The sequence below is a fragment of the Sphingobium sp. R-21 genome, from assembly GCF_049913335.1.
In the GTDB taxonomy this organism is placed as follows: Bacteria; Pseudomonadota; Alphaproteobacteria; order Sphingomonadales; family Sphingomonadaceae; genus Sphingobium.
This window is the reverse complement of record NZ_CP184374.1, coordinates 1,205,337-1,231,255: the sequence shown is the minus strand read 5'-3', so window position 1 is coordinate 1,231,255 and position 25,919 is coordinate 1,205,337. Positions and strand designations below refer to the sequence as shown.

22 protein-coding genes are annotated in these 25,919 nt (G+C 61.6%); 14 read left to right on the top strand and 8 right to left on the bottom strand.

The genetic code is table 11. From position 1 onward, the window contains the following. Positions 1 to 65: 65 nt before the first annotated feature. The 5 genes from ACN9MX_RS05685 to ACN9MX_RS05665 form a co-directional block, all read right to left on the bottom strand. A complete protein-coding gene (locus ACN9MX_RS05685; protein ID WP_363754847.1) occupies positions 66 to 962 on the bottom strand; it encodes a class III extradiol dioxygenase subunit beta in 897 nt (298 codons plus the stop codon). Then, positions 962 to 1,384 (bottom strand): protocatechuate 4,5-dioxygenase subunit alpha, encoded by a 423-nt coding sequence (gene ligA / locus ACN9MX_RS05680; RefSeq protein WP_363734565.1) that lies wholly within the window; start codon positions 1,382 to 1,384, stop codon positions 962 to 964. Before ligA ends, ACN9MX_RS05685 begins: the two co-directional genes overlap by 1 nt. Then, positions 1,381 to 2,403, bottom strand: coding sequence for an amidohydrolase family protein (locus tag ACN9MX_RS05675; RefSeq protein ID WP_363734566.1), 1,023 nt, complete (start codon positions 2,401 to 2,403; stop codon positions 1,381 to 1,383). The genes ligA and ACN9MX_RS05675 overlap by 4 nt, the downstream gene beginning before the upstream one ends. Continuing rightward, positions 2,400 to 3,287: a DUF1932 domain-containing protein gene (locus tag ACN9MX_RS05670; RefSeq protein ID WP_426387478.1), complete on the bottom strand. Its 888-nt coding sequence runs from the start codon at positions 3,285 to 3,287 to the stop codon at positions 2,400 to 2,402. Before ACN9MX_RS05670 ends, ACN9MX_RS05675 begins: the two co-directional genes overlap by 4 nt. A 64-nt stretch (positions 3,288 to 3,351) precedes the next feature. After that, entirely contained in the window at positions 3,352 to 4,503 is a 1,152-nt protein-coding gene (locus ACN9MX_RS05665; RefSeq protein ID WP_363754843.1) for a LysR family transcriptional regulator, read from the bottom strand. 105 nt (positions 4,504 to 4,608) lie between these two features. Between ACN9MX_RS05665 and ligK the strand changes: the two genes are divergently transcribed. Genes ligK through ACN9MX_RS05650 form a run of 3 tightly spaced genes read left to right on the top strand, consistent with a single transcriptional unit; the run spans position 4,609 to position 7,224 of the window. Next, positions 4,609 to 5,283, top strand: a complete 675-nt coding sequence (gene ligK / locus ACN9MX_RS05660) for a 4-carboxy-4-hydroxy-2-oxoadipate aldolase/oxaloacetate decarboxylase (protein WP_363734568.1) — start codon at positions 4,609 to 4,611, stop codon at positions 5,281 to 5,283. After that, positions 5,276 to 6,340 carry a 4-oxalomesaconate tautomerase gene (locus tag ACN9MX_RS05655; protein WP_426387338.1) on the top strand — a complete coding sequence of 355 codons (1,065 nt, stop codon included), beginning with the start codon at positions 5,276 to 5,278 and terminating at the stop codon, positions 6,338 to 6,340. Before ligK ends, ACN9MX_RS05655 begins: the two co-directional genes overlap by 8 nt. Beyond that, on the top strand, positions 6,337 to 7,224 hold the full coding sequence (locus ACN9MX_RS05650) for an amidohydrolase family protein (protein ID WP_363826270.1): 888 nt from the start codon (positions 6,337 to 6,339) through the stop codon (positions 7,222 to 7,224). Before ACN9MX_RS05655 ends, ACN9MX_RS05650 begins: the two co-directional genes overlap by 4 nt. A gap of 57 nt (positions 7,225 to 7,281) precedes the next feature. Here ACN9MX_RS05650 and ACN9MX_RS05645 read toward each other — a convergent pair whose 3' ends face one another. Further along, positions 7,282 to 8,406 carry a mannitol dehydrogenase family protein gene (locus ACN9MX_RS05645; protein WP_426387337.1) on the bottom strand — a complete coding sequence of 375 codons (1,125 nt, stop codon included), beginning with the start codon at positions 8,404 to 8,406 and terminating at the stop codon, positions 7,282 to 7,284. A 430-nt stretch (positions 8,407 to 8,836) separates the two neighbouring features. Here ACN9MX_RS05645 and ACN9MX_RS05640 point away from each other — a divergent pair, with 430 nt between their 5' ends. Further along, entirely contained in the window at positions 8,837 to 10,729 is a 1,893-nt protein-coding gene (locus tag ACN9MX_RS05640) for an NPCBM/NEW2 domain-containing protein (protein WP_426387336.1), read from the top strand. 199 nt (positions 10,730 to 10,928) lie between these two features. Here the strand turns inward: ACN9MX_RS05640 and ACN9MX_RS05635 are convergent, their stop codons facing one another. Beyond that, a complete protein-coding gene (locus ACN9MX_RS05635) occupies positions 10,929 to 11,999 on the bottom strand; it encodes a glycoside hydrolase family 5 protein (protein WP_426387335.1) in 1,071 nt (356 codons plus the stop codon). Between the two features lie 687 nt (positions 12,000 to 12,686). Between ACN9MX_RS05635 and ACN9MX_RS05630 the strand changes: the two genes are divergently transcribed. Genes ACN9MX_RS05630 through ACN9MX_RS05600 form a run of 7 tightly spaced genes read left to right on the top strand, consistent with a single transcriptional unit; the run spans position 12,687 to position 18,527 of the window. Then, positions 12,687 to 13,721, top strand: coding sequence for an aldo/keto reductase (locus ACN9MX_RS05630; RefSeq protein WP_426387334.1), 1,035 nt, complete (start codon positions 12,687 to 12,689; stop codon positions 13,719 to 13,721). A gap of 5 nt (positions 13,722 to 13,726) precedes the next feature. Continuing rightward, positions 13,727 to 14,557: an amidohydrolase family protein gene (locus tag ACN9MX_RS05625; protein WP_426387333.1), complete on the top strand. Its 831-nt coding sequence runs from the start codon at positions 13,727 to 13,729 to the stop codon at positions 14,555 to 14,557. Continuing rightward, positions 14,550 to 14,861 carry a UxaA family hydrolase gene (locus ACN9MX_RS05620; protein WP_363734576.1) on the top strand — a complete coding sequence of 104 codons (312 nt, stop codon included), beginning with the start codon at positions 14,550 to 14,552 and terminating at the stop codon, positions 14,859 to 14,861. Before ACN9MX_RS05625 ends, ACN9MX_RS05620 begins: the two co-directional genes overlap by 8 nt. After that, positions 14,858 to 16,081, top strand: coding sequence for a UxaA family hydrolase (locus tag ACN9MX_RS05615; protein ID WP_363734577.1), 1,224 nt, complete (start codon positions 14,858 to 14,860; stop codon positions 16,079 to 16,081). The genes ACN9MX_RS05620 and ACN9MX_RS05615 overlap by 4 nt, the downstream gene beginning before the upstream one ends. Continuing rightward, positions 16,078 to 16,824: an SDR family oxidoreductase gene (locus ACN9MX_RS05610; protein ID WP_426387332.1), complete on the top strand. Its 747-nt coding sequence runs from the start codon at positions 16,078 to 16,080 to the stop codon at positions 16,822 to 16,824. Before ACN9MX_RS05615 ends, ACN9MX_RS05610 begins: the two co-directional genes overlap by 4 nt. 51 nt (positions 16,825 to 16,875) lie before the next feature. Beyond that, positions 16,876 to 18,183 (top strand): L-fucose:H+ symporter permease, encoded by a 1,308-nt coding sequence (gene fucP, locus ACN9MX_RS05605; RefSeq protein WP_426387331.1) that lies wholly within the window; start codon positions 16,876 to 16,878, stop codon positions 18,181 to 18,183. Beyond that, positions 18,183 to 18,527, top strand: a complete 345-nt coding sequence (locus tag ACN9MX_RS05600; protein WP_363826245.1) for an L-rhamnose mutarotase — start codon at positions 18,183 to 18,185, stop codon at positions 18,525 to 18,527. The genes fucP and ACN9MX_RS05600 overlap by 1 nt, the downstream gene beginning before the upstream one ends. A gap of 180 nt (positions 18,528 to 18,707) precedes the next feature. Here ACN9MX_RS05600 and ACN9MX_RS05595 read toward each other — a convergent pair whose 3' ends face one another. After that, positions 18,708 to 19,487, bottom strand: a complete 780-nt coding sequence (locus tag ACN9MX_RS05595) for an IclR family transcriptional regulator (protein WP_133652229.1) — start codon at positions 19,485 to 19,487, stop codon at positions 18,708 to 18,710. Positions 19,488 to 19,634: 147 nt separating this feature from the next. Between ACN9MX_RS05595 and ACN9MX_RS05590 the strand changes: the two genes are divergently transcribed. The 3 genes from ACN9MX_RS05590 (at position 19,635) to ACN9MX_RS05580 (ending at position 25,910) form a co-directional block, all read left to right on the top strand. Continuing rightward, positions 19,635 to 21,176, top strand: a complete 1,542-nt coding sequence (locus ACN9MX_RS05590) for an alpha-L-fucosidase (RefSeq protein ID WP_426387330.1) — start codon at positions 19,635 to 19,637, stop codon at positions 21,174 to 21,176. Between the two features lie 57 nt (positions 21,177 to 21,233). Next, positions 21,234 to 22,244, top strand: coding sequence for a zinc-binding alcohol dehydrogenase family protein (locus ACN9MX_RS05585; RefSeq protein WP_426387329.1), 1,011 nt, complete (start codon positions 21,234 to 21,236; stop codon positions 22,242 to 22,244). Between the two features lie 264 nt (positions 22,245 to 22,508). Further along, entirely contained in the window at positions 22,509 to 25,910 is a 3,402-nt protein-coding gene (locus tag ACN9MX_RS05580; RefSeq protein ID WP_363826241.1) for a TonB-dependent receptor, read from the top strand. Positions 25,911 to 25,919: the final 9 nt, after the last annotated feature.

The following is a 25,919-nucleotide window of genomic DNA, read 5'->3' as shown; positions in this document are numbered from 1 at the left end:
CTGTGTCATATGACCCTCCCTTGACGCCCGTCTCCCTCTTGCCGGGGATTTTCGGGCGATGTGCCTCATGTCGGAGCGATAGGCGGTCCTCCTTCGCTGCCGGTCATGTCATATCCTTCGCCATTATCCGGCCGCAGCACAAGATGGCCGATCGCGGTGTTGGAACAGGGCACATGATAATGGCGGTGGAGCGCGCGGGTCTTGCTGCCCAATGCGCCGCGCATGATGAGCCACATCACCATCTCGATGCCCTCGCTGCCTGTTTCGCGCAGATATTCGATGTGCGGGATGCGGCGCAGATGGTCGCTCTCCCCGATCAGGCCGTCAAGGAAGCGATTGTCCCATTCCCTGTTGATGAGGCCCGCGCGCGCCCCCTGAAGCTGGTGGCTCATGCCGCCCGTGCCCCATATCTGCACGTTCAGGTCCTCGGGGAAGCTCGCCACCGCCCTGGCGATCGCCTCGCCCAGCGCCCAGCAGCGATTGCCCGACGGCGGCGGATAGGTGACGACATTCACCGCCAGCGGAACGACCTTGCACGGCCAGGCGTCGGGCTTGCCGAACATCATGGAAAGCGGGACGGTCAGGCCGTGGTCGACATCCATCTCGTTGATGATGGTCATGTCGAACTCGTCCAGGATCAGGCTCTGGGCGATATGCCAGGCGAGGTCGGGATGCCCCTCCACATCGGGGACGGCGCGCGGCCCCCAACCCTCGTCGGCGGGCTTGTAGCGTTCGCCGCAGCCGATGGCGAAGGTCGGGATGATCTTCATGTCGAAGGCCGACGCATGATCGTTGTAGACCAGGATCACGACGTCGGGTTTCTCCGCCTTCTCCCATTCGCGGGTCCAGTCATAGCCGGCGAAGATGGGCCCGAAATACTCGTCCCGATCCTTGCCGAAATCCGACGCGACGCCCAGCAGCGGCACATGGCTTGATGCGACGCCTGCGGTAATGCGGGCCATCAGCGTTTCTCCTTGATGGACCGAAGCCCTTCGGGGGAGCGGCCCCCTTTGTTCATCATCTCCCGATATTCGGGAAAGCTCATGTCGGTCATCGTGCTGACCGCCTCGGCAAAGGGCAGGCCGTCCGTCGAGAACAGCTTGGACAGGAAATAGATGTTCCCGCCCAGGTCCAGGCACGCATTATAGTCGCGCGCCAGCAACGCCTGCTTCTGCGCCTCGGTCAGCGGCCATTCGTCCATATAGGCGCGCTCGTCCGCCTTGAACCGCTCGCGATTCTCCGCCTTCATCAGGCTCATGGCGAACTGGTTCATGTGATAGCCCTGCCGCGCGCGCTTCGCGGTAAAGACGCGCGTGCCCGGAATATCCTCGAACTCGGCGAGATATTCATGAATGTCCTGATGCGCGGGGCGTTCGGTCGTCATAGTCCCCGCTCCCTCAGCATCGCGTCCAGCCGCGGGAAGACGCGGCGGGCATTGCCCTCGAAGATGGCGTGCTTTTCCTCCGCGCTGATGTCGAGCGCGTCGACATAGCGCTTGGTGTCGTCGAAATAATGACCTGTGGTCGGGTCGATCCCGCGCACGGCACCGACCATTTCGGATCCGAACAGGATATTCTTGTTGTCGATCACATCTGCCAGCAGGTCGATGCCCGGCTGGTGATAGACGCAGGTGTCGAAGAAGATGTTGTTCATCAGATGCGTGTCGAGGCTGGGCTTCTTGAGCATATCGGCCAGCCCGCGATAGCGCCCCCAATGATAGGGCACGGCGCCCCCGCCATGCGGAATGATGAAGCGGAGGGTGGGGAAATCAGCGAACAGGTCTCCCTCCAGCAACTGCATGAAGGCGATCGTGTCGGCCGCGATATAATAGCCGCCGGTCGCATGCATCGCCGGGTTGCAGCTCCCTGAAACATGGATCATCGCCGGCACGTCCAGCTCCACCATCTTCTCGTAGAACGGGTACCAGTAACGGTCGGTGAGCGGCGGATGCCGGAAATGCCCGCCGCCCGGATCGGGATTGAGGTTGCAGCCGATGAAGCCCATGTCGACGCAACGTTCCAGTTCCGCGATGCTGTTCGCCATGTCGGCCTGCGGCGACTGCGGCAACATGCACACGCCGGCAAATGTGTCGGGGAACATGGCCACGACCCTGGCGATCAGGTCGTTGCAGCGGATCGCCCATTCCCTGGCGACTTCCGCATCCCCGAAATGGGGCGCCATGGCCGATGCGCGGGGGGAGAAGATGGTCAGGTCAGCGCCGCGTTCCCTGATCAGGCGCAGCTGGTTGGACTCGATGGTGTCGCGGATCTCGTCGTCGGAAATTTCCGGATAGGCGGGGGCGGGCACGCCTGCCTTGTACGCCGCCTTCTGTTCCTCGCGCCAGGCGTCATGCCCCTTGGGCAATACGGTATAATGGCCGTGACAGTCGATGATCAGGCTCATGCGGCATCCGCCTTTCGTGCATTTGATTGAATGATCTGGCTGATCTTCGCGCCCAGCCCCTTGCCCGGCGCTTTCACGCCCAGCGCGCCGATCGCGTGCTGCCGTTCCACCGTGCCCCGGCTCATCGCGGCGCCGGTGCCCAGCCCGTCGAGCGTGCGGACCACCTCTTCCATTTCGGCGGCGCGGCGCAGGCCATGGATCATCATGCGGTCCAGATTATAGTCCGCCCGGTCGCCCCATGATTGCGCCTTGTCGCTGGCGTCCAGGGAAGCGAGCACTTCCTCGCGCACGCCCGCTGCCTCGGCCGCCAGCACGCATTCGGCGGTCAGCGCCTCCAGCCCCTTCACCATGACGGATCGGATCATCTTGATGGAGGAAGCGCGGCCGACGTTTTCGCCGACGACATTGATGTTCGAAAAGCCAAGGGCCGCCAGCCGGGACGCGGCCTGCGCGGCCATGGACCCGCTCAGCAGCAGCGGAACGGACAGGCGCGCCGGGTTGACCGGCGCCATCACCGCCACGTCGACATAATGGCCGCCCGCCGCCTCGACCAGGCGCGCGGCCTGCTCCTTCGTCTGGGGGGCGACGCTGTTCATGTCGCAATAGATCGATCCAGCGCGCAGCCATGCCGCCGCCGCCTCCGCCACGGCCAGCGCCTGGTCCGCCGTCACCAGCGACACCACCAGGTCGACGCCGGACAAGGCCTGCTCCAGCAACGGCGCATATGTCACGCCGGCTGCGGCATAGGCCTTCCGCATCGCCTGCGCGTCGGCGGGATCATCCGTCTTGCGGTCGAACACATGCGCGCGCGCGCCCCATTTGCCCGCCCCGGCAAAGGTGGACCCTGCCTCGCCAAATCCGATCAGACCCAGTTCCTGCTCCATCCTGCGGGGCATGGCGCATAGCCCGGCGGTCCGCCAATCGAATCCATGCGCCTCTTATAAGAATTTACGAATATATGTTGCCGGCCTCGGTTTCCACGGCGTCCAGGAAGCGGGCCTGCAGGCGCGTCGGACGCCAGCCCGCCCGAATGGTGACGCCGATGGTCCGGCTGACCGAACCGGGTGCCGGACCGATGCCGGCGACAATCCCCACCTCCAGTTCCAGCGCGAGCTGGTCGACCGACAGCAGCGTCAGATAATCGCCTCCCAGCAGCAACTGCCGGATCGTCATCACCGAACCGCACTCGATCGGCACGGCCGGCAACGCTCCGCCCAGCGCGGCGAACATGCGTTGCCACAATTGCCGCAGCGGTGCGCCCTCGGGCGGCAATATCCAGGGAAAACGGCGCAGGTCATCGGGGGTCCACCCGCCTGCCAGCGGATGTCCCGCCCGCCCGATGATGATCGGCCGATCCTCGAACAGCGGCCTTTGCACCAGATCCTGCCCGATCGAAGGGTCGCGCAGCGCGCCGATCATCATGTCGATCTCTCCGTCGCGCAACGGCCCGACAAGCTCCGCATGGGAGCCTTCATGGACGCTGATGTCGACATGCGGGAAGCTTGCGCGGAAACTCGCGATCGCGGCTGGCAGAAGGCGCGCGCGCGACAGCGGCATGGCGCCGACGATGATCCGCCCGCCTTCCTGCCCGCCTATGTCGGCCATGTCTTCCAGCCCGGACCGCAGCTCCGCCAGCGCCAGCCGCAACCGTCGCGCCAGCGCCGCGCCCTGCCGCGTCAGCACCAGTCCTCGACCCCGCCGCTCGGCCAGCCTGTAACCCATGGCCAGGCCCAGATCGCTTACCGCCCGGTGCAGCGAAGGTTCGGTCACGCCCGCTTCGGCCGCCGCCGCCGGGTAGCTGCCCGCCCGCGCCAGCGTCACGAATGCGCGGATCTGCGCCGCCGTGACCCGGCTGCTGCCGATCAGGCGCAATGCCGCGTCCACGCGCGGCGCCAGCGCCAGCGCCGCCTCGGTCGGGGCCATGCCGCCCGGCTGCCGTTCGAACAGCGGCAGTCCCAGTTGCGCCTCCAGCTTCGCGATGCCCTGGGTCACGGCGGGTTGCGTCAGATTGACCGCGCGGGCGCCCAGTGAGACGCTCCCCCGCTCGACGACGGCGGCCATGGCCGCAAGATGACGGATATTGAACTGGTCAGGAGCCATGGTGGATAATTAGCAAAAATTTATGGCCGGCGCATAGATCGGATTTGTCCCCATTCACCGCCTCGTTCATGGAAATGCGAATTGCATTGCATGGGGAGCAGGATCATGTCCGGCGTCGTTGTCCAGAATATCGAGCGGGCGGACCTCTCCGTCATTGACGGCCTCGCCCGATGCGGCGTCGCCACCGTGCACGAGGCGCAGGGCCGCACCGGCCTGCTGGCGCCCTATATGCGCCCCATCTACCCCGGCGCGCGGATCGCGGGCAGCGCGGTCACCATTTCGGCACCGCCGGGCGACAACTGGATGGTCCATGTCGCCATCGAGCAGTTGAAGGAAGGCGACGTCCTCCTCCTCGCGCCCACCAGTCCCTGTACCGACGGCTATTTCGGCGATCTCCTCGCAACCTCGGCACTGGCGCGGGGTTGCCGCGGGCTGATCATCGACGCCGGGGTGCGTGACGTGCGCGATCTGAAGCAGATGGACTTCCCCGTCTGGTCGAAGGCGGTACACGCCCAGGGCACGATCAAGGCGACGCTCGGCAGCGTGAACGTGCCCGTCGTCTGCGCCAACGCCCTGGTCAATCCGGGCGATGTCGTGATCGCGGACGATGACGGCGTCTGCATCGTGCCGCGCGCGAATGCCGCAGCGGTGCTGGAAAAGGCGCAGGCGCGCGAGGCGGCGGAGGAGGCGAAGCGCGTGCGGCTGGCGGCCGGGGAACTGGGTCTCGACATCTACAACATGCGGCCGCGCCTGGAAGAAATGGGGCTGAAATATGTCTGATCCCCATCGGTCCGCCCGCGTGATGTGGATGCGCGGCGGCACGTCCAAGGGCGGCTATTTCCTGAGCGAAGACCTGCCCACCGACGTCGCCGCGCGCGACGCCTTCCTGTTGCGGATCATGGGTTCGCCCGACCCGCGCCAGATCGACGGCATGGGCGGCGCCGATCCGCTGACCAGCAAGGTTGCGGTGGTGAAGAAGTCGGAGCGGGAGGGTGTCGACGTCGATTACCTCTTCCTTCAGGTCTTCGTGGACCAGGCCATCGTCAGCGACGCGCAGAATTGCGGCAACATCCTTGCGGGCGTCGGCCCCTTCGCCATCGAGCGCGGTCTCGTCGACGCGCTGGACGATGAAACCCGCGTCGCCATATTCATGGAGAATACGGGGCAGATCGCCATTGCCACGGTGAGCACACCCGGCGGCAAGCCGTGCTATGACGGTGCAGCCAGGATCGACGGCGTGCCCGGCTCCGCAGCGCCCGTCCCACTGGAGTTTCGCGACACGGCCGGCTCATCCTGCGGCGCGCTGCTACCCACCGGCAATGCCTTCGATGTGGTGGAGGGCGTGCGCGTCACATTGATCGACAACGGCATGCCCTGCGTCGTGATGAAGGCGCAGGACGTCGGCATCAGCGGCTATGAGGACCGCGAGACGCTGGACAATGACGCCGCGCTCAAATCACGGATAGAGGCGATCCGCCTGGCCGTGGGCGAGCGGATGAACCTGGGCGACGTCCGGGAAAAATCGGTCCCCAAGATGATGTTGGTCGCGACGCCCCGCAGCGGTGGCGCGGTCACGGTGCGCAGCTTCATCCCGCATCGCGCCCATGCCTCGATCGGCGTGTTGGGCGCGGTCAGCGTTACCACGGCCTGCCTGATAGAGGGTTCTCCTGCCGCCGAGGTTGCAAGCGTTCCTTCCGGCCCGCGCAAGATATTGTCGGTCGAACATCCGACCGGCGAAACCACCTGCGTGATGGAACTGGACGAAAGCGGCGCCGTCACCAGCGCGGCCATGCTGCGCACCGCTCGCAAGTTGATGGATGGAGAAGTTTTCGCATGAGCGCCCCAGAAAGCAACCGGATCGTTTCCTGGCACGCAAACCCCTCTGTCCCCAGCTTCATCCCGCCGGCGGGGGCGGTCGACGCGCATTGCCATGTCTTCGGCCCGATGGCGCAGTTCCCCTTCAGTCCCAAGGCCAAATATCTTCCTGAAGATGCCGGCCCGGACATGCTGTTCGCGCTGCGCGACCGGCTGGGTTTCGCGCGCAACGTCATCGTACAGGCAAGCTGCCATGGCACCGACAACAGCGCGACCCTGAACGGCATCGCAAGGTCGGCCGGCATGGCGCGCGGCGTCGCCGTGGTCGATCCCGCCATCACCGACGCCGAACTCGAACGACTGCACGAAGGCGGTATGCGGGGCGTGCGCTTCAATTTCCTCAAGCGGCTGGTCGACGACGCGCCCAAGGACAAGTTCCTGGAAATCGCAAAGCGTATCCAGTCGCTCGGCTGGCATGTGGTGGTCTATTTCGAAGCGGACATATTGGAGGAAATGCGTCCTTTCCTGGACGCGATTCCGACCCTGATCGTGATCGATCATATGGGACGGCCCGACGTCAGCCAGGGCCCGGACGGCATGGACATGAAGGCGTTCCGCCGCCTGCTCGACAGTCGTGATGATATATGGACCAAGGTGACCTGCCCTGACCGGCTCGATCCCAAGGGTGCGCCCTGGGACGATTTTGCCCGCTCCGTCGCGCCGCTGGTGGCGGACTATCAGGATCGGGTGCTGTGGGGCACCGACTGGCCGCATCCCAATATGGAAAAGGCCATTCCCGACGATGGCGCGCTGGTCGACATGATCCCCCGCATAGCCCCGACCGTAGAGTTGCAGCGCAAGCTGCTCGTCGACAATCCCATGCGCCTTTACTGGCCGGAAGGCTGACGGCGATTTTCCCCGGTCAAGCTGCGTGGTTTGATTGCAGTCTCGGCTTGCGGAGGATCAGATGTTCGCGGCTCTTACGGCTCGTAATCGCGGCATGGGAAGATCGCCATCGGCTGTTTGCGATATCCAGTCGATGAACCCGCCGATGCGTTTCGCGACCTTTGCGCCGTGGCCCTGGTGAATATCGGCAAGCCGATGGGCCAGATATGGGTTGGAAAAGCGATCAAGCGTCGTTGCGACATAGTCCCTGGCCTCATCACCCATTCCGTGCCGTGCGAAGCCGGGGATCACTTCGTCGTTGAAAACATCGCGTAGCGCAGCGGCTTCGTCCGGGTCGTGCATGGCATCGAGAACCGTCATCTCCCGCCGGGCGCCTGCTCGCGCCCAACGGTTGGCAAGCCAGCTATGGCCGAGATTCAGAATGTGCAACTTCAGGCGTTCGAACCGTTCCAGTTCATCGGTGATCACGATTGCGGGATGGCTGAAGGGCAGGGCAAGGCCAGGCCGGCTCCCGATCGCCCATAGTGCATAGGGTTCGGCAATCGCGCCCAGCGGTTCCAGCGGCTCGCTGACGATGCGGTCGACGAGCGTATCGGGCCAAAGGCAATCTGCATCGAGCCACCGAAGAAAGTCGGCAGGCAAAGCCAATGCGCGGGCCAGTTCGGCCACAGAGCGATGCAGCGCCTGGCCATTCGATGGAACCAGTTCGCAAGGCAGGATGGTGATGCCCCCCTTCGCAGCGGCCCAGCGGCGGTACAGCAGCGCCAGCAGCAGCAGGGCAAAACCGCCGCGAGGCGGTTCATCGCCCACCAGGGCGGTCGCAGCGGTTTCGGCGTCGCCCGGCACAACATAGCCGCTGTCGCCGGTGTTCGAGACTACATGTGTCGCTTTGGTTGTGAAAAGGTCGCGGATTTTCGTCCAATCCGTCGCAACTGCATAGCCCGCAACCACACTGCGCACCCGCGTCGTACCCTCGACCGGGCTACCGTCGATCAGCCCGCGTATGATCACGTCGAAACCGGCCGGGTCGCCAAAGGCCGTGACGCGGCTGGTGCGGGCAGCGTCGCGCGTGGTCTTGACCACGACAATGGGGGGCACGTCCGCGCCAGCGAGGCGCGCTTCATGCGCGAACAGGTCGACATGCGCCTGCAGGAATCGGCTTGTTCCAAACTGGATGATCACGCCGTCTCATTGCATGAAAGAAAATGAAATAACATATATAAAAATAGACATGAGATTCTTCAGCCTGAAAAGGAGGGGAATGGAAAGGCTCCATCCATAATTACTCATACATAAAATCACTCTTCGGCGAATTATCACGCCTTTGACCAGGGCAGCTTGTGAAGCCGGCTTACGCATCATCGCTCCGGCAAGTCAGGATAAACCTTGTGCCGGTTAAGGCGTGCGCATCCATGGAAAATCCGAACCCGGCGCCAGCGCATGGTCATAGAGCGCTTGCCTTCTTCAATATTGTATGACTAATAAGCATGCCTTGATCGAACGCGGTCTTTGGATCGCGCTTGAATGGGCAGCGCGGTGGAAGCCAGCCATCGGCATTGTTCTGGCAACGGATTCCGTCGCGCGACGATCGATAATCAAAAGGGGTGAAGGAATGCTGCGTTCGCTTTATTGGGCCAGTGCCGGATTGGCCATGATCGCCGCAGGGCCGGCATTCGCGGACGATCTTGCCGCAACCGGCGGATGGAGCGCCAATACCAAGGGTCAGGCTGCAACCCCACCGATGGGCTGGAACAGCTGGAACGCTTTTCATGGCGACATTGACGAGGAAAAGGTTCTCGCATCGGCGAACGTCATCGTTAACAGCGGACTTGCCGCCAAGGGCTTCAAGAGCATCAATATCGACGACGGCTGGTGGTGGAAGCGCGATATGGCGACAGGTCGCGTGATAATCCGCACAAAGACATTCCCGTCGGCGGCGATGCCGGACGGCTCCACCAGCTTCAGGCCGTTGACCGACCGGCTGCACGCAATGGGACTTCGGGCGGGGATTTATTCGGATATCGGGCGCAACACCTGCGGGCAGGTCTTTGGCAACGGTTCGAGCACGAACCCGGAGGGGTCTGTGGCCGAGCGCGAAGTCGGGCTTTACGGCCATGTGGATCAGGACATCGGGATCTTCTTCAAGGAATGGGGTTTCGACTACATCAAGGTCGATGGTTGCGGCATCCGCGCCCTGCCGGCTTCCAGTCCGTTGGTGAAGAACGGCACCTATCGCGCCTTTCCGCCCTTGATCGACTTCGATTCCATCCAGCGCACCGATGTCAAGGCGGTCCGCGGGTTGTTCGAGGAGGTTGCGCAGGCGCTGGACCGGCATAATCCGGACGGGCAATATACCTTCTCGCTGTGCATCTGGGGATCGGCGGACGTCCGCAGCTGGGCCGCCAAGGTCGGCAACCTGTCGCGAACGAGCGAGGATATCACCCCCCAGTGGAGCCGTATGCTTCACAACATGGACACGGCGGCGCGGCGCGAGCTTTATGCGCACCCTGGGTCTTGGAACGATCCCGACATGCTGTTTATCGGCAGCGGCGAGTTCGACGCCGCCCATATGACCGAAGCGCGCAGCCATTTCAGCATGTGGGCCATGCTCAACGCGCCGCTGATCATCGGATTCGATCTTCGCAAGGCCAATGCCGAACAGCTTGCCGTCCTGGGCAACAGCGCGATCATCGCGCTCAACCAGGATCCTGGCGGACATCAGGCCGTCCTGGCTTATGATTCCAACGATCTGCAAATCTACGTCAAGACGCTGGCGAACGGCGACAAGGCGGTTGCCCTCCTCAATCGGACCAGCGCCCCGATCGAAGCGGACCTGACGGCTGCACAGCTTAAGCTGGCCTCCGACGCGCAGATCGGCATGACCGATCTGTGGAGCGGCAAGACCATGCAGTTCGTCGGAGAGACCAAGCTGCCGGTGAGCCCCCGAGAGACGCTGGTCTATCGCGTCTCGGGCCGGCATTTGCTCCCCAATGGATCTTATCTGTCGGAGCTGCCCGGCAACGTCTATCCGGCGGTCGATGGCGTCACGGCGCGCCAGCTCGATCCCATGATTCATCGCGGGCTGGGGCCGTGGACTGGCACGCGGGGCGGGGGCGAACCGCCGCGTTACGCCGGTTGGGGCGGCGCTCGCGCCGATCGCGCTCCATGGGGCCAGGAACTGAGCATTTCCGGCACCAAATTTCCGTACGGTATCGGAATCATGGCCAATTCCCGGATCGAGGTGCGCAATCCGGGCAAGCGAAAGCTGGTTGCACAGGTAGGGATCGACGATTCAGGTGATGCCGGCGGGCGCCGGGTTCGGTTTGAAATTTATGGTGACCGAAAGCTCCTGTCCCAATCAGCATGGCAGGCTGCGGGAACAGCTCCAGCATCGATTGAGGCATCGGTTGCCGGTTATCGCATCATTGAACTGGTTGCCCGGACTGACCGGCCCGGCGGTGGTGATTTCCCGGTAAGCTGGGGCAGCGCGGCCCTGACTGACTGAGGGATGGCATAGCCGCGTCCTGCCGGGTCAGGGTTGGTCGTCATCCCTGAACCGGCAGGCGTGATATGCGCCCATCCCGATTTCAGCAGCTCCGCCTTACATCAATGAACGGGGCGTTCCCGTAGACCGATAGAGGGAGGAGGCGGACAGCCAATTAGGCCATCCGCCGGGAATGATTTCGATCACGAGGCCGGATGGATCACTTCTTGCCGGCACCCTCCAGCAGGGCGTCGAGACCTTGCTGGTCCTTGATCTCGGTCGTCCAGCGGTTGATGAGGTCACCTGTATCCCACAGGAAGGGACGAAGGCCGTTCTCCAATGCCTTTTGGGTCACATATTTCATCCAATGTGCCCGCGAGGCCAGGTGCTTTTCCAGATCCAGCGGCGTCGTGCGCCGTGGCGCGCCATATTCGCCCAGCATGACCTGTATGCCCTTGCTTACGAACATCTGGTTGGCAAGCGCCATATGGTCGTCGACAGTGGGCTCTTCACCCCAGGTGGCGTTGCGATCCGGCTCGATCGTCGAATGGAAGTCCTTACCCCAATAATAGAACATCCGACCCCATGACGCGTCCTCGGACAGGATGCAGAAATTGGGAGGACTGTAGAAATGGGGTTCCACCATCAACCGGTCGCTCACAGTGTCGGTCGGCATATGCGTCCACAAGGTCTTGGAAAGGTCCATGTTGACGTTGGGAAGCTGTAGTACCAGCACGCGATAGGCGTTCCTTCCGCCGGTGGAGCGGACCGCGTCGATGAAGCTTTGGTGATAACTGTATAGAACGTCCATCTGCGTGGCCGTGTCGCAGTTCGGCTCGTTCGCGCTGGCGAAGATCAGCCGCTCGTCAAAGTCACGCATATGCGTGGCGATCTGCTCCCAGAACGCCTTTTGTTTCGCGTTGACGGCATCCTTCTTTTCAACCGTGACGTTGTTTTCGAGCCAGCCGCCGTCCCAGTGGATGTTGAGCATGACGTACAAGTCGGCGTTGATGCAATATTGCACCACTTCCCTGACGCGATCGAGCCAGCTCGCCTTGATCTTCGCCGTGGCCTGGTCTGCATATTGATCCCACGCGCAGGGCAGGCGGATCGCATCGAAGCCGGATGCCTTGGCCTTGTCGACAAATGCCTGGGTGATCATTGGATTGCCCCAGAAGGTTTCCCCGCCCGTGGCTTCCAGCGTGTTGCCGATGTTCAGCCCGAGCTTGAACTTTGCGGCGACCTCTGCGGCGGTTCCCATGCCGGTCGAGATCGCGGAGATCGGGTTCACATTGTAGCTGGGGTAGAGGCTGGGCGGAGGGGGTGGTGGAGGCGGCGGCGGAGGAGGAGGTGGCGACGGCGGTGGTGGTGGGGGCGGGGCCAAGCCTGATTCGCTGCTGCCGCCGCAACCCGCGGTTGCCAAGGCAAGGGCTGACACGACTAGCTCACGACGCCGCAGTTTCACACGCTCTCTCCATGGTTTAGCTCATGATGGAACGCCGCCTTTCCGGTTGATGGCGTCCCGATTTTATGCCCTATCGCTCCAAAACCGTCAGAGCGGGGATTTTGCGTATATAAAAATAATAGTTCACAATTGCAAAAGAAACTCATACAAATTATGCTTTGGAGGATGATCGCGGAGGTCCTCGCATCGCGATGCCAGCGGGATACCGAAAGATGCATTGCTACATTTCTCGCGATCTGCAATGATTACTCAGACAATAATGCAAATCCGGCCGAGGAGCATGTGCAATTCGCGCTGCCGCCAGAATTTCCCGGGTCGCCATTGGTGGGATCGCAAATTGCAGGGATGGGTGATCGCCGCGATTAGCCGGGTGGAGAGAAGGGTGCCGAGTGGAGCATTGTGCCGAACATCGTGGTCGCTATCGATCTTGGGATCCAGCGCGATTGCTGCACAGCAGTGCAAAATTTAAAAATCAACTTGCATATATGCAAAAACCTTCCCTAGTTGTGAATCATGGGAAAGGATAAGAATTTGTGGGGCAATGCGCGGCTTGCGCCAATCGGCTTTGGTGGGGCGGTCATCGGCAATCTCTACCGGGCTGTGCGCGACATTGACTCGGTCCACGCGGTGCACCGTGCATGGCGAAGCGGCGTTCGGTATTTCGACACGGCGCCCTATTACGGCATGGGTTTGTCGGAGCAGCGTCTAAGAGTGGCCCTTTGCGATCTGCCGCGCGATCAGTTCGTCATTTCGACCAAGGTCGGACGCCTGCTCGACCCGACAAGCGAAAGCCTGCACCCCATGCGCGACGGATTTGCCGACCCGCTGCCGAACAAGGTGCACTTCGATTACAGCTATGATGGGGTGATGCGCTCGTTTGAAGCGAGCCTGCGCCGGCTGGGGTTGGATCGCATTGAACTGCTCTACGCGCATGATCTGGGATCGTTGACGCACGGAGCGATGCATTCGCACCATTTCGCGCAGTTCGCGGAGGGCGGTTACCGGGCCATGGACGAACTGCGCGCCAGCGGGGCGGTGGACGCGATCGGGCTTGGCGTCAATGAGACCGCGGTGATCGACCAGGCCATGGCGGTCGGACGCTTCGATTGCTTCCTGCTGGCCGGGCGTTACACCTTGCTGGAACAGGAACCGCTGAACGGATTTTTCGATCGTGTCGCAGCCCATGGGGCGCGGATCGTGGCCGGCGGCGTCTACAACAGCGGTATTCTGGCGACTGGAACGCGCTCGGGCCAACCCGTCTATTTCGACTATGCGCCTGCGCCGCCCGAGATAATCGCGCGGGTCGGTCGGATCGAGGCGCTCTGCTATGAGGCCGGAGTGCCCCTGGCTGCCGCGGCGCTGCAATTCACCCGCGCGCATCCTGTTATCGCGTCGGTTCTGGTAGGGCTTGGCAGCGCCGATCTGGTCGACCGCACGCTGGCCCTCGCGAGCGCCCCGATCCCGTCATCTTTCTGGACGGCGCTGAAGGATGAAGGAGTTATTCCGGACAACGCGCCGGTCCCTGTTGTCCAAGAGTTGCAAGGCTGACGCGGATGATCGATGCGCATCAGCACTTCTGGCAGTTGGCCAATCCGTTCACTGACTGGCCAACCCCCGACCTGGCGTTGATCCACCGGGATTTCCTTCCTGCCGACCTCGCGTCGCTGCTGGCTGATGCCGGCGTGACCGGAACCGTTCTCGTCCAGGCGGCTCCGGCGGTCGAGGAAACCCGCTTCATCCTGAAACTTGCCGAGCGGGCCGCCCATGTCAAAGCGGTGGTCGGCTGGATCGACTTTGCCGCGGCGGATGCGCTGGACCAGCTATCCGCGCTGGTTCGCCGTCCCCTGCTCAAGGGATTGCGCCCGATGATCCAGGGCGAGCCTGAACCGGGCTGGATATTGCAGTCGGCGTTCCGCCCCTTGCTGGAAGCGATGGCCTTCGCCGGGCTGCGCTTCGATGCGCTGGTGCTTCAGCACCAGATCGACGATATTGTCGCGCTCGCCGCGCAGCATCCCGATTTGCTTATCGTGCTCGATCATTGCGGCAAACCGGCCATCGCTTCCGGCGACAGCGCTGCATGGCGGAATTCCATCGCGCGGCTGGCGGCGCAACCGAACGTCTATTGCAAGGTTTCGGGCCTGTGGACCGAGGCAGGCGATGATTGGTCGGCGGCGACGATTGCCCCTTATGTCGAGGCGGTTCGCGCCGCCTTCGGTACGCAGCGGCTGATGTGGGGCAGCGACTGGCCGGTATTGAATCTGGCTGGGGGATATCGGGACTGGCTCGACCAGGCCCTGGCCCTGTTCGATGATCTCGACCCTGGCGAACGCGCCGCCGTGTTCGGCGGCAACGCGGCACGCTTCTATGGATTTTCTTATGACTGATCGCGTCCGGGTCATTGCCCTGCACCCCGCCGACAATGTGGTTATCTGCGTCGCTCCCATCGATGCAGGGGAGCAGGTGGAAATCGATGGGGCACCAGTGATCGCGGCAGGCGCGGTCGGCCTGGGGCACAAGCTGGCGCGCCGCGATTTGGCGAGCGGCGACAAGGTGATGCGCTATGGCATCCCGATCGGCACCATGACCAGCCCTGCAGCAAGAGGAGAACATGTGCACCGGCACAACCTGCGCAGCGACTATATTCCGTCGCACGAACGCGACGTGCTGCGGGACGGAGATCCGACATGAACGATGCTCCTGTCCTTTGGAATGGCTATCTTCGGCCCGACGGGCGCAAGGGCATTCGCAACGTCGTGCTGGTCGCCTATCTGGTCGAGTGCGCGCATCATGTCGCGCGCCGGATCGTGACGGAGGTGGCGGACGATAATGTCCAGCTGATCGGTTTTCCCGGCTGCTTCCCCAATGCCTATGCCGATACGATGATGACCCGACTGGCGACCCATCCCAATGTGGGCGGGGTCTTGTTGCTCTCGCTGGGCTGCGAGGGGTTCGACCGCGAAGGGTTGGCGGAACGGATTGCCCGATCCGGCCGCCCTGTGGAGACGCTGGTCATCCAGCAGCAGGGCGGCACGCGCAAGACGATCGAAGCCGGCGTGGCCAAGGCACGCGAACTGCTCGCCGTCAGCGCCGAAAGCACGCCACGGGTGCAAATGGGGATTGCCGATCTCGTCGTCGGGACGATTTGCGGCGGGTCCGACGGGACCAGTGGCATCACCGCCAATCCGGCCGTTGGTCGAACCTTCGACCGGCTGATCGCGGAACAGGGAACCTGCATCTTCGAGGAAACCGGTGAACTCATCGGTTGCGAACAGATCATGGCCGAACGAGCGATCACGCCCGAACTTGGTGTCTTGATCGAACAGGTAGTGGAAAAGGCCGAGCGCTATTATACCGTCCTTGGTTATGGCAGCTTTTCGCCCGGCAACGCCGAAGGCGGGCTGACGACGCAGGAGGAAAAGTCGCTCGGAGCCTATTCCAAGTCCGGGAACAGCCCGATTTCGGGCTTGCTCAAACCCGGCGATCATCCTTCCGGACCTGGGCTTTACCTGCTGGACGTGGTGCCTGATGGCGAAGTCCGTTTCGGCTTTCCCAATATTTCGGACAATGCCGAAATCGTCGAACTGATTGCCTGCGGTTGCCATCTGGTCCTGTTCACCACCGGGCGCGGTTCCGTGGTCGGATCGGCGATCAGTCCGGTCATCAAGATCTGCGCCAACCCCGAAACCTATGCCCGCATGTCGAGCGACATGGATGTGGACGCAGGGCGCATCCTGGCGGGTGCGGCCGATCTGGATCAGGTCGCCGACGAGATCTACGACGCTGTGGTCGATGTCGCAGGAGGCAGGCAAAGCCTTTCAGAAGAACTCGGCCACCAGGAATTCATCCTGACCTACAAGCAGTTCGAGGCGGCAGGTCCGGCCTGCCTGCCGAACAGGAGTCGAACATGACCCCCAGTCCCTTCGGCCTCACTGGCAAGAGGGCGCTGGTGACGGGCGCCGGGCAGGGGATCGGCAAAGCCTGCGCCGAATTGCTGGCAACGCAGGGCGCGGATGTCCTGGCGATCGACCGCAATGCCGAAACATTGGCGGCGCTGGCGGGATGCCGCACCCGCCTTGTCGATGTGACCGACCCTGAATCAATCGCCGCGCTTTTCGCGCAGGAGGGTGCGGCCTGGGACATTCTGGTCAATTGCGTCGGCAAGGTTCATGGCGGCACGCTGCTTGACAGTACCGAGGCCGATCTTGACGAAGCCTATGCGATCAACGTGGCGGCGATGGTCCGGGTGATCCGCGCCGTCCTGCCTGGCATGATCGGTGCGGGGGGTGGTTCGATCGTCAATATCGCCTCGGTCGCCGGCGCGATCATCGGCGTGCCCGATCGCTTCGTTTACAACACGACGAAGGCCGCCGTCGTCGGCCTGACCAAAGCCATCGCCGTGGACCATGTTGCCGAGGGCATTCGCTGCAATGCGGTTTGTCCAGGCACGGTCCGTTCGCCCTCGCTGGAGGAGCGGCTGCGCGTGACGGGTGATTTCGACGCGGCGCTTGCCCGGTTTTCAGCGCGGCAGCCAGTTGGGCGATTGGGCAAGCCGGAGGAAGTGGCGGCGGTCGTCCTGTGGCTGGCCAGCGATGCGGCGGCTTTCGTGACCGGGCAATGCCATGTCATCGACGGAGGCTGGTCCAACGCCTGACGGCAGGTGATCAAAGGAAAAGCAAAAAGGGGAGGGTGCGCAGTGTCATCCATGCATTACGAAGCAGCAGAGCCGTCAAAGAGCCATGCCGATGGCCGGGCAACCCTGGTAGAGCGCCGCTTCCTGGTGGCTTTCGCGGTGGTTACCAGCCTGTTCTTCATGTGGGCAATAGCCAATAATTTCAATGATATCCTGATCAAGCAGTTCCAGAAGGCGCTGGAACTGTCGCGGATGGAGTCGGGCCTGGTCCAGACGGCCTTCTACTTCGGCTATTTCACCTTCGCCCTTCCTGCCGGATGGTTCATTGCCCGGCACGGCTACAAGGCAGGCATCATCGCGGGGCTTGGCCTTTACGCGGCCGGCGCGCTGCTGTTCTGGCCGGCGGCCGGAGTGCGCGCCTTCGGCTTTTTCCTTGTGGCGCTCTACATCATTGCCGCGGGTCTCGCCTTTCTGGAAACCGCGGCCAATCCGCTGATCGCTGCCATGGGTCGGGAGGAGAGCGCGGCGCAGCGCCTGACTTTTGCACAAAGCTTCAACGGGCTCGGCGGTGTGATCGCGCCCTTCCTGGGCGGCGCCCTGATCTTTTCGGGCATCGAGCACAGCGCCGCCGAATTGTCGGCCATGCAACCCGCGCAGATCGAAGCCTATCGTGCGGCCGAAGCCCTTGCGGTACGGCTGCCCTATCTTGCGCTGGCTGCCGTTGTCCTCACCCTTGCCGCGATCGTGGCGCTAACGCGTTTTCCCGTGATCGCCGAAGGGCAGGGTACCGATCAATCCGGTGGCGGACTGGGCGCTGCGCTGCGCCGCCCACGCCTGCGGGCGGCGATCCTGGCCCAGTTCTTCTATGTCGGCGCACAGGTGACGGTGTGGAGCTATTTCATCAATTTCGCTCAGGACCAGACCGACATTGGTGAGAAACTGGCCGCGCAATGGCTGGGCATCAGTCTGTTTCTGTTCATGGTCGGGCGGTTCGCCGGCGCGGGGCTCATGCGCTATGTCCCCGCACCGCGACTGCTGACGGGCTACGCATTGATCGCGGCGGTACTGTGCGGCGTCGCGATGAGCGCGGGAGGAATGATCGCGGTCGTCGCGTTGGGACTGACCAGCCTGTTCATGTCGATCATGTTCCCGACCATCTTCACGCTCGGCCTTGCCGGACTGGGGCCGAGCAAGCGAATTGCCTCTTCGCTGATCGTCATGGCGATTATCGGCGGAGCCATCTTCCCGCCGCTGACCGGCCTTATGGCGGAGCGGCTTCATTCGCTGGCAATGGCGATGTTCGTGCCGCTGGTCTGTTTCCTGGTGATCGCCTGGTTCGGCCGCCGGATCACCCGTAACATGGTGATGGGAGGAGCCTGATGGCACGGCAGGTCTATGTGCTCGATCTCAGCGACGAGGCGCTGGCGGAAGAATATGAGCGGTGGCATCGGCCGGGCAACGTGCCCGCGCGGGTGTTGCAGGACATCCTTGATGCCGGCAATACGCTGATGGAGATTTATCGTACCGGCGACAGGCTGGTGATGATTACGGAGACCGCGGGCGACGTGGAGCCTCAGGATCGGACTGGCAGCGCGGAATCCCAGGCCTGGGAGGCGCAGATGGACCGGTTCCAGAAGCCGGTGCCGTCAGCCGGCAATGGCGTGAAATGGCAGCCTGCCGAACGCATTTTCATGCTGGCTGAACATCTGCGGAAGGATGTTTGACGCGATGGTTTCCGCTGGGGAAGCGCGCAAGCACGGTTAGGACGGATCGACATTCAGCCCTGACGGCCTGCAAATGTTGGCCTTTCGTGCTTCCGGTGCTCACCTACTGGAAGTACGCTGCGCGCCGGGTCACGAAAAACCACCATTTTCGGCTCGTCATCATCTGAATGTCGATCCGTCCTAGGGCTGGTAGCCCAGCCGATCGGAAATCCGCTCCGTCGTGCGGCGCAGCATGTCGCGCGCCGCGTCCATTTCGACCTTCTGCGACCCGTCGATCAATGAGAGGAACGGAATGGTCAGGGCCGCAACCACATCCTTGTCGAAACCGAAGATGGGGAAGCTGATGTCGGTGACGCCGTAGGTTATCGGGCTGGGCCGACTGTCGAAACCGGCCAGGCGGATCGCCTCCCGCCGCTCCGCCAGCCATTCGCGGTCGACCGTCACATGCCGTTCTTCCTCAACCTCGCGCACGATCCGGTCGACCCGTGCCTGGTTGGAATAGGCCAGGATCACCTGGCCCGAACAACTTTTGAGGATGTCGACGATCGTACCGACCTTCAGGGAAAATCCCCGCGTGCCAGGCTGCTCCTCACGCGCGACGACCATCCCGTGGCCCGTGGCGGGCACCACCAGATGGCAGGATTGGCCCGTTTCCAGCGCCAGCCCCTGCATTTCAGGTAAAGCGGCCCGCACCAGATCCTGCGATGGCGTGGCCCGGAACGCAACGTCCAGAAGCTTGTAGCTCACCGTGTATCGGTCTGTTGTCTGGGACTTACGCAAATATCCCAGATTCTCCATCACGACGATGATCCGGAAAAGCTCGCCCACCGTTCGCCCCAGATCGGCGGCGATTTCGCTGACCAGCGCCCCTTTGGGGTGGGTGGCGAGGTATTCGAGAACCTCAAAGGTCTTTTCGACTGCTGGTGCCGCGTAGGCGCGCTTGAGTTCGGATCGCGGCACGTTCGTTCATCCCCCTGGCATTCGATGGCGGCACCGTCATCCGATTTCGTCAATCGAAGGTTCAATTGCAACTTGAAAATATGTTTGTAAATATGCAAACAAGTGCAGACGATCACCTCATAGAGGTGCGCATCAGGGGAGAATCGGATGTCGGGCTTTACCAAGCGCCAATTACTTGGGGCACCGTTGGCGGCTGCCTTGAGTTCGGCGCTCGCTCCTGCGAGCGCCAGTGCGCGGCAGGGCGTGGCCAGGATCGCCGGCGGCCGTTTTGATTCGTCGGTCGCAAGTCTGAACAATTATGAAGTCCCTTCCTGGTTCGCCGACGCCAAATTCGGGATCTGGGCACATTGGGGTCCCCAGGCGGTTCCGGGGCAGGGCGACTGGTATGCGCGCTTCATGTATGTTCCCGGCCATCCGCATTACGACCATCACCTCAAGGCCTACGGTCATCCTTCGGAAAAGGGCTATAAGGACATCATTCCGCTCTGGATGGCGGAGAGGTTCGATCCCGATGCGCTGATGACGAAATACAAGGCGGCGGGAGCCAAATATTTCGTCTCCATGGGTGTTCATCACGACAATTTCGACCTGTGGCGCTCGCGCCATCACCGCTGGAATGCGGCGGAGATGGGGCCGAAACGCGACATTGTCGGTGCATGGCAGGCGGCGGCAAAGCGCCAGGGGCTGCGCTTTGGCGTGTCCGAGCATCTGGGGGCAAGCTATACCTGGTGGCATCCCAGCCACCTATATGATCAGTTCTGGCCTATGCTGGGCCGATCCTATGACGGTAGCGACGCCCGCTTTGCCGACCTCTACCACGACAACCGGGGTGAACCGTTCATCAATACCCCGGAGTCCTGGTATACCAAGAATCCGGCCTTTCACCGCCACTGGTTCGACCGGATCAGCGATCTGATCGACAGCTACCAGCCCGACCTGTTGTACAGCGACGGCGGCCTGCCGTTCGGGGAGACCGGGCGCAGCCTGCTCGCCCATTTCTATAACAGCAGCATAGCGCGGACCGGCAAGCTCGAAGCGGTCTATAATTGCAAGCAGACCGGCTCCGGTGAATTCCATCGCAACGCGGTGGTGCAGGACGTAGAGCGCGGGGTGCTCAAGGGCATTCAGGATCGGCCCTGGCAGACCGATACGTCCAACGCGGACTGGTTCTTCAGCGAGAACTTTCCCCATAAATCGACAGCGACGGTCATCGGCCTGCTGGCTGACATCGTCAGCAAGAACGGCAATCTCTTGCTGAACGTCACGCTCTATCCCGATGGCAGCCTGCCGCCGGAATCCGACCAGTTGCTGGTCGAACTGGCCGCATGGATGAAGGTCAACGCCGCCGCTATCCATGGCACGCGCCCGTGGAAGATCCACGGCGAGGGGCCGACCGAAACGCAGGACGGGATGTTTCGGGAAGACGTGGCCTATACGGCGCAGGACATACGGTTCACCGCAGGTGGTGGGGCCCTCTATGCGATCACTCTGGGCGAACCGCGCGGTCGCGTTTCGATCGCGTCGCTGGCCGCCGGCAATCCCCATGACCAGCGTCGGATCAGGCGCGTCACATTGCTGGGCAATCCTGCGCAACTCCATTTCCAACAGGACAGCGCGGCCCTGACGGTGACGCTGCCGGACCGACTGCCGAGCCGCCTGGCAAGCGCCCTGCGGATCGATTTCGCATGATAGGAAGGAAAGTTCAGTGAAGATGGGTGGTGAAGGGTCTTGTCCGGGACGCGGCCATTGAAGGCGATTCTGTGCGACGCGCCATTCGCGCTTTCGGTGATAGAACGAGCCCGGCCTCAGCCCGGTCCGGGTGAAGTTCTGCTGAAGATCGCGCGGGTCGGTTTGTGCGGTACCGATTATCATATTTATTCGGGGACCCAGCCTTACCTCTCCTACCCGCGGGTGATGGGGCACGAGATTTCAGGCACGGTTGCCGCGACCGGGGAAGATTCCGCCTTCGGCATTGGTCAGTTGGTGACCGTCAATCCCTATCTGGCCTGCGGCGAATGCCGTGCCTGCCGCCGCGGCAAGCCCAATTGCTGCAGCAACATCTCCGTTCTTGGCGTGCACCAGGACGGTGCAATGAGCGAATATGTGCTTGTGCCGGAAAGGGCACTGATAGACGCTACCGGGCTGTCGCCCGACCACGCTGCGATGGTTGAGTTCCTCGCGATTGGCGCTCATGCAGTGTCTCGCGCGGCTGTGCGCCGCGACGATCGTGTGCTGGTTGTCGGGGCAGGACCGATCGGCGTCGCAGTGGCGCTGTTCGCGAAGCTCGACGGTGCGGATGTGACCTTGATCGACACGCGGCAGGCCCGGCTTGATCATGCGCGCGAGAAGGTTGGCATTGCTCACACATTGTTGGTTTCCGATCAGTTGAAAGCTGATCTGGCGGCGGCAACGGACGGAGAATTCTTTGACTGCGTTTTCGATGCGACGGGTAACATCCAGGCGATGTCCGCAGGACTTGCCTATGTTGCGCACGGCGGCACTTATGTGCTGGTGAGCGTCGTCAAGGATGACCTGATTTTCCCGGATCCCGAATTTCACAAGCGTGAAACGACCTTGCTGAGCAGCCGAAACGCCACTGCGGGTGATTTTGACAGAGTAATAGCTGCCATATGCAGTGGAAAGTTGCCGATGCGTGCTCTTCATACGCACAGCGTGGCGATAAACGACCTGCCGCGCGATCTGCCCAACCTAATCGATCAGGCTGATTCCGTCCTCAAGGCAATTGTGGTCATGTGAGTCATAAATATTTGATTTATCGACAATTTAATCAGTCTGATGGTTCGAATTACAACGCTTTAAACGCCAGGAGGGTAGAAATGTCTGAGGATTATTTTTCTTGCAGAGCCTTGCGCTAAACGACCAATTTGGTTACCCATTCAATTACTCGGACAAAATGATTCGAGGGTTCGTCTGGCGTGATATCGGCTTGATCCGATGCGCGATTGTCTAACGGATTTTATAACTGATGGCTCGGTTGGGGGCCAACCTCGTGGAGGGGGCATGATGGGAAAAGTTTCCATGCATTCAAATGGGATGCTGTTTGCGGGCGCGTCGTCGCTCGCGCTGGCCATTTGTGCGACAAGTACGCCGGCATTCGCGCAAAGCACGGACGCGGCAACCAGCAAAAAAGCCGAAGATTCGGGCTCGGACTCCACGATCATCGTGACCGGCTTGCGCGGAGCGTTGCAGACGGCCGCCGTGCGCAAGAAGAATGCGGACACCGTGATGGACTCCATCACGGCGACGGATATCGGTGCCTTCCCCGACAAGTCGGTTGCGGAGGCTTTGCAGCGCGTGCCCGGCATCACGGTCAACCGTTTCGCAGTGAGCAGTGACACCGCGCACTTCTCTGCCGAACCTAACGGCGTGATCATCCGCGGCCTCCCGCAGGTCCGCAACGAGTTCAACGGCCGCGACACCTTCTCTGCGAACAGTAGTCGAGGCCTGTCGTGGAGTGACGTTCCGGCGGAGTTGCTGGGCGGCGTCGACATCTACAAGAACCAGACGGCGGACCTGATCGAGGGCGGTATCGCCGGTTCGGTCAACTTGCGTACGCGCGTTCCCTTCGACGCGAAGGGGGAACTGATACAGATCGGTGCCAAGGCCAATTATGGAGACGCGGCCAAGAAATGGTCACCGGATCTCAACGCATATTACAGCAATCGCTGGAACACCGGAATCGGTGAAATCGGTATTATGGGGCATGTCGCCTACTCGCACGTCAATACTGCATCTCTGGGTCTGCAGTCCTACCGCGCGGGCGTTTTTACTGGAGGTATGATTTCCGGCAGCCAGGACGTCAACGCCCAGTTTGGACCAGGTGCTGTCGTCATTCCGACTGGCGTAAATATGCTGGACACCACATATGAGCGTAAGCGGACGGGTGTTGCTGCGGCCGCGCAATGGCGAAGCAACGACCAGAAATGGCTGGCGACTTTCCAGTATATTCGCTCGAACTATAACAATGTGATGCGCGAGCATGGCGTTGGCGTCAACATGTTCGGAATTCCCAGCTCCGATCCGAATTACCGTTTCCAGCCGGGCTACAGCGACATTCCGGTGCCAGCCCCGGGGACCGACCCGTTTACCTTCGGGCAGGATGGCTTCATTGATCGCGGCACATTCAACATGGCTGGCGGCTGGTGGGGTCCTCCGGCGGATGAAGCCAACATGGCACTCAACTCGGATGGCACCGCCATGATCCGTAGCTGTTATGGGTGGAACACCTACCCTGAGGGCTATTGCTCGGCATCTGACCAGCACGGTGTAGGCGTCAATGCAAGCAACCGCTATTCCAAAGGTCAGAATATGACCCAGGAAGGCGGGTTCAACCTCAAATATGAGGCGACCGATAATCTTCGGTTCAATTTCGACGCACAATATGTCGATTCGACTATCAAGTTGTACGATGCTGCACTGACTTTGTCGTCATGGGCAGATGTCGAACTTGACAACCTCGGTACGCACCCGCGTATTTTGGCATTCAACGCGCCAACGAACATCGCCCAATCTCCGGGCGGACTTTCGAATCCAAACAACTATTATATCCACGACCTTGCGGACAATGTTCAGGATAGTTCGGGTCAGGAAGTGGCCATGCGCTTCGACGGCGAATGGAATACTCCGTTCGACTGGGCAGATACCGTCAAGTTCGGCGTACGCTATGCCGATCGCGATCAGCGGGTGCAAGGCAGCTCCTATAACTGGGCCAACATTGCCAATACCTGGACGCAAGGCTGCCAGTACATCTACTTCAACGCGGATTCGAAGCCGGGATCGTGCACCAGCAATGGCGTTACGACGACGTTCAACGGCTACCCCGCGAATTTCTACAAGGTGGGAGAGTTTGGCAATCCGTTCTTCGGCGGCTCGCTTGGCATGTTCCCACATGTTCCTTTCTCGTTCCTTGCCAATCACCAGCTTGACCTGTTCAGCCGCGACAAGATTTCAAATCCTGATCCAGTTACCGGCGCGGGTGGTATCGGTTCCTTTATCCCGGTCTGTAGCCGTAATGGTCAGCCAGGCACTGGCGTTCCGACGGAAATGCCCAACAGCTGTTTCGCGCAAAACGAAATCGCCGACGTGTCGGAAACGACCCGCTCTGCTTATCTGATGGTGAAGTTTGGCGGAAACGACACCTTGCACATTGGTGGGGTAAGGGTTAGCGGCAATATTGGCGTGCGTTACATCAACACGCGTGTAAAGAGCTTGGGCTTTGAGCAGTATCCGCGGCTTCAGGCCAGCCCGGAAACTGCCTGTCCGTCCACTCCGCTCGTTCCGGGCGGGTTGACCGGCAATGCGTCGCCGCCGCCGCCGCCGCAACCAGGCCAGCCTGTCCAGGTACCCTATAGCTCCATCTGCTATATGTCTCCTGAAGATGTCCAGTTTGCCATGGGTGACGGGACAGGCAAGCCCATCAACATCAAGGTGTCGCAGAATCATATCCTGCCCAGCTTCAACCTGCGCTTTGATTTCTCGCCCAAATGGGTGATGCGTCTTGCCGCGTCGAAGGCAATGTCACGACCCGATATGGGACTGTTGAGAAGCTATCTGAGTGTCAGTCAGAACTTGCCGGGCACTTCGCCTGATGATCCGCGGTGGATCAAGGACGCGCAGGGCAATATCATAGGCGCGGCACCTGAATATATGGCCAGCGCGTTCAATGCGCGTCTGAAGCCAACGACTGCATGGCAATTCGACGTGTCGCTTGAGCATTATTTTGCCAATGCCGGCATGTTCAGTCTCGCGCTGTTCCACAAGCAGTTTTACGACTATATCCAGTTCGGGCGCTTCTTTGCGGAAGTTACCAATAACGGCGTGACCCGGACGGTTCAGGTCAGTGGCCCTGCAAACGGCAAGGGTGCGAAGATCCAGGGCGCCGAGGTCGCTTATAACCGCTTCTTCGACTTCTTGCCTGAACCGTTCAATCACTTCGGCATACAGGCCAACTACACCTTCATCCGTAACAAGGGTGTGCCGAATTCGAACCTGGCGTCCATGTGGCCGGGGGTTTACACGCCCAGCACGATCAATCCGGGATCGCTCGAAGGGCTGTCGAAGCATTCCTTCAACCTCGTCGGCCTGTTTGAGAAGGGGCCGTTCGGCGCAAGGCTCGCGTACAACTGGCGGAGTCGATATCTTATCACCGCCGCCGACTGCTGCGTTGGCTTGCCGGTCTGGTCGAAGGCCTTGGGCTATCTCGATGGATCGATCCGCTACAGCGTGAACAAGAATATCGAACTGAGCATCGAAGGTAGCAATCTGCTCAATACCAAGACTGTAACCGAGCAGCAGATGTCCGATTCCCAGAGCCCTGAAGGCAAGATGATCCTGATGCAGAATAGCTGGTTCCGGCAGGATCGCAGGTTCACCTTCGGCGTGCGCTGGAAGATGGGCGGCTAAGACAAGCGG

Bases quoted from the DNA above. Each gene is read 5' to 3' on its own strand.
- ACN9MX_RS05685 (WP_363754847.1), bottom strand. From the start codon at position 962: ATGGCCCGCATTACCGCAGGCGTCGCATCAAGCCATGTGCCGCTGCTG.
- ligA (WP_363734565.1), bottom strand. From the start codon at position 1,384: ATGACGACCGAACGCCCCGCGCATCAGGACATTCATGAATATCTCGCC.
- ACN9MX_RS05675 (WP_363734566.1), bottom strand. From the start codon at position 2,403: ATGAGCCTGATCATCGACTGTCACGGCCATTATACCGTATTGCCCAAG.
- ACN9MX_RS05670 (WP_426387478.1), bottom strand. From the start codon at position 3,287: ATGGAGCAGGAACTGGGTCTGATCGGATTTGGCGAGGCAGGGTCCACC.
- ACN9MX_RS05665 (WP_363754843.1), bottom strand. From the start codon at position 4,503: ATGGCTCCTGACCAGTTCAATATCCGTCATCTTGCGGCCATGGCCGCC.
- ligK (WP_363734568.1), top strand. From the start codon at position 4,609: ATGTCCGGCGTCGTTGTCCAGAATATCGAGCGGGCGGACCTCTCCGTC.
- ACN9MX_RS05655 (WP_426387338.1), top strand. From the start codon at position 5,276: ATGTCTGATCCCCATCGGTCCGCCCGCGTGATGTGGATGCGCGGCGGC.
- ACN9MX_RS05650 (WP_363826270.1), top strand. From the start codon at position 6,337: ATGAGCGCCCCAGAAAGCAACCGGATCGTTTCCTGGCACGCAAACCCC.
- ACN9MX_RS05640 (WP_426387336.1), top strand. From the start codon at position 8,837: ATGCTGCGTTCGCTTTATTGGGCCAGTGCCGGATTGGCCATGATCGCC.
- ACN9MX_RS05630 (WP_426387334.1), top strand. From the start codon at position 12,687: ATGGGAAAGGATAAGAATTTGTGGGGCAATGCGCGGCTTGCGCCAATC.
- ACN9MX_RS05625 (WP_426387333.1), top strand. From the start codon at position 13,727: ATGATCGATGCGCATCAGCACTTCTGGCAGTTGGCCAATCCGTTCACT.
- ACN9MX_RS05620 (WP_363734576.1), top strand. From the start codon at position 14,550: ATGACTGATCGCGTCCGGGTCATTGCCCTGCACCCCGCCGACAATGTG.
- ACN9MX_RS05615 (WP_363734577.1), top strand. From the start codon at position 14,858: ATGAACGATGCTCCTGTCCTTTGGAATGGCTATCTTCGGCCCGACGGG.
- ACN9MX_RS05610 (WP_426387332.1), top strand. From the start codon at position 16,078: ATGACCCCCAGTCCCTTCGGCCTCACTGGCAAGAGGGCGCTGGTGACG.
- fucP (WP_426387331.1), top strand. From the start codon at position 16,876: ATGCATTACGAAGCAGCAGAGCCGTCAAAGAGCCATGCCGATGGCCGG.
- ACN9MX_RS05600 (WP_363826245.1), top strand. From the start codon at position 18,183: ATGGCACGGCAGGTCTATGTGCTCGATCTCAGCGACGAGGCGCTGGCG.
- ACN9MX_RS05590 (WP_426387330.1), top strand. From the start codon at position 19,635: ATGTCGGGCTTTACCAAGCGCCAATTACTTGGGGCACCGTTGGCGGCT.
- ACN9MX_RS05580 (WP_363826241.1), top strand. From the start codon at position 22,509: ATGATGGGAAAAGTTTCCATGCATTCAAATGGGATGCTGTTTGCGGGC.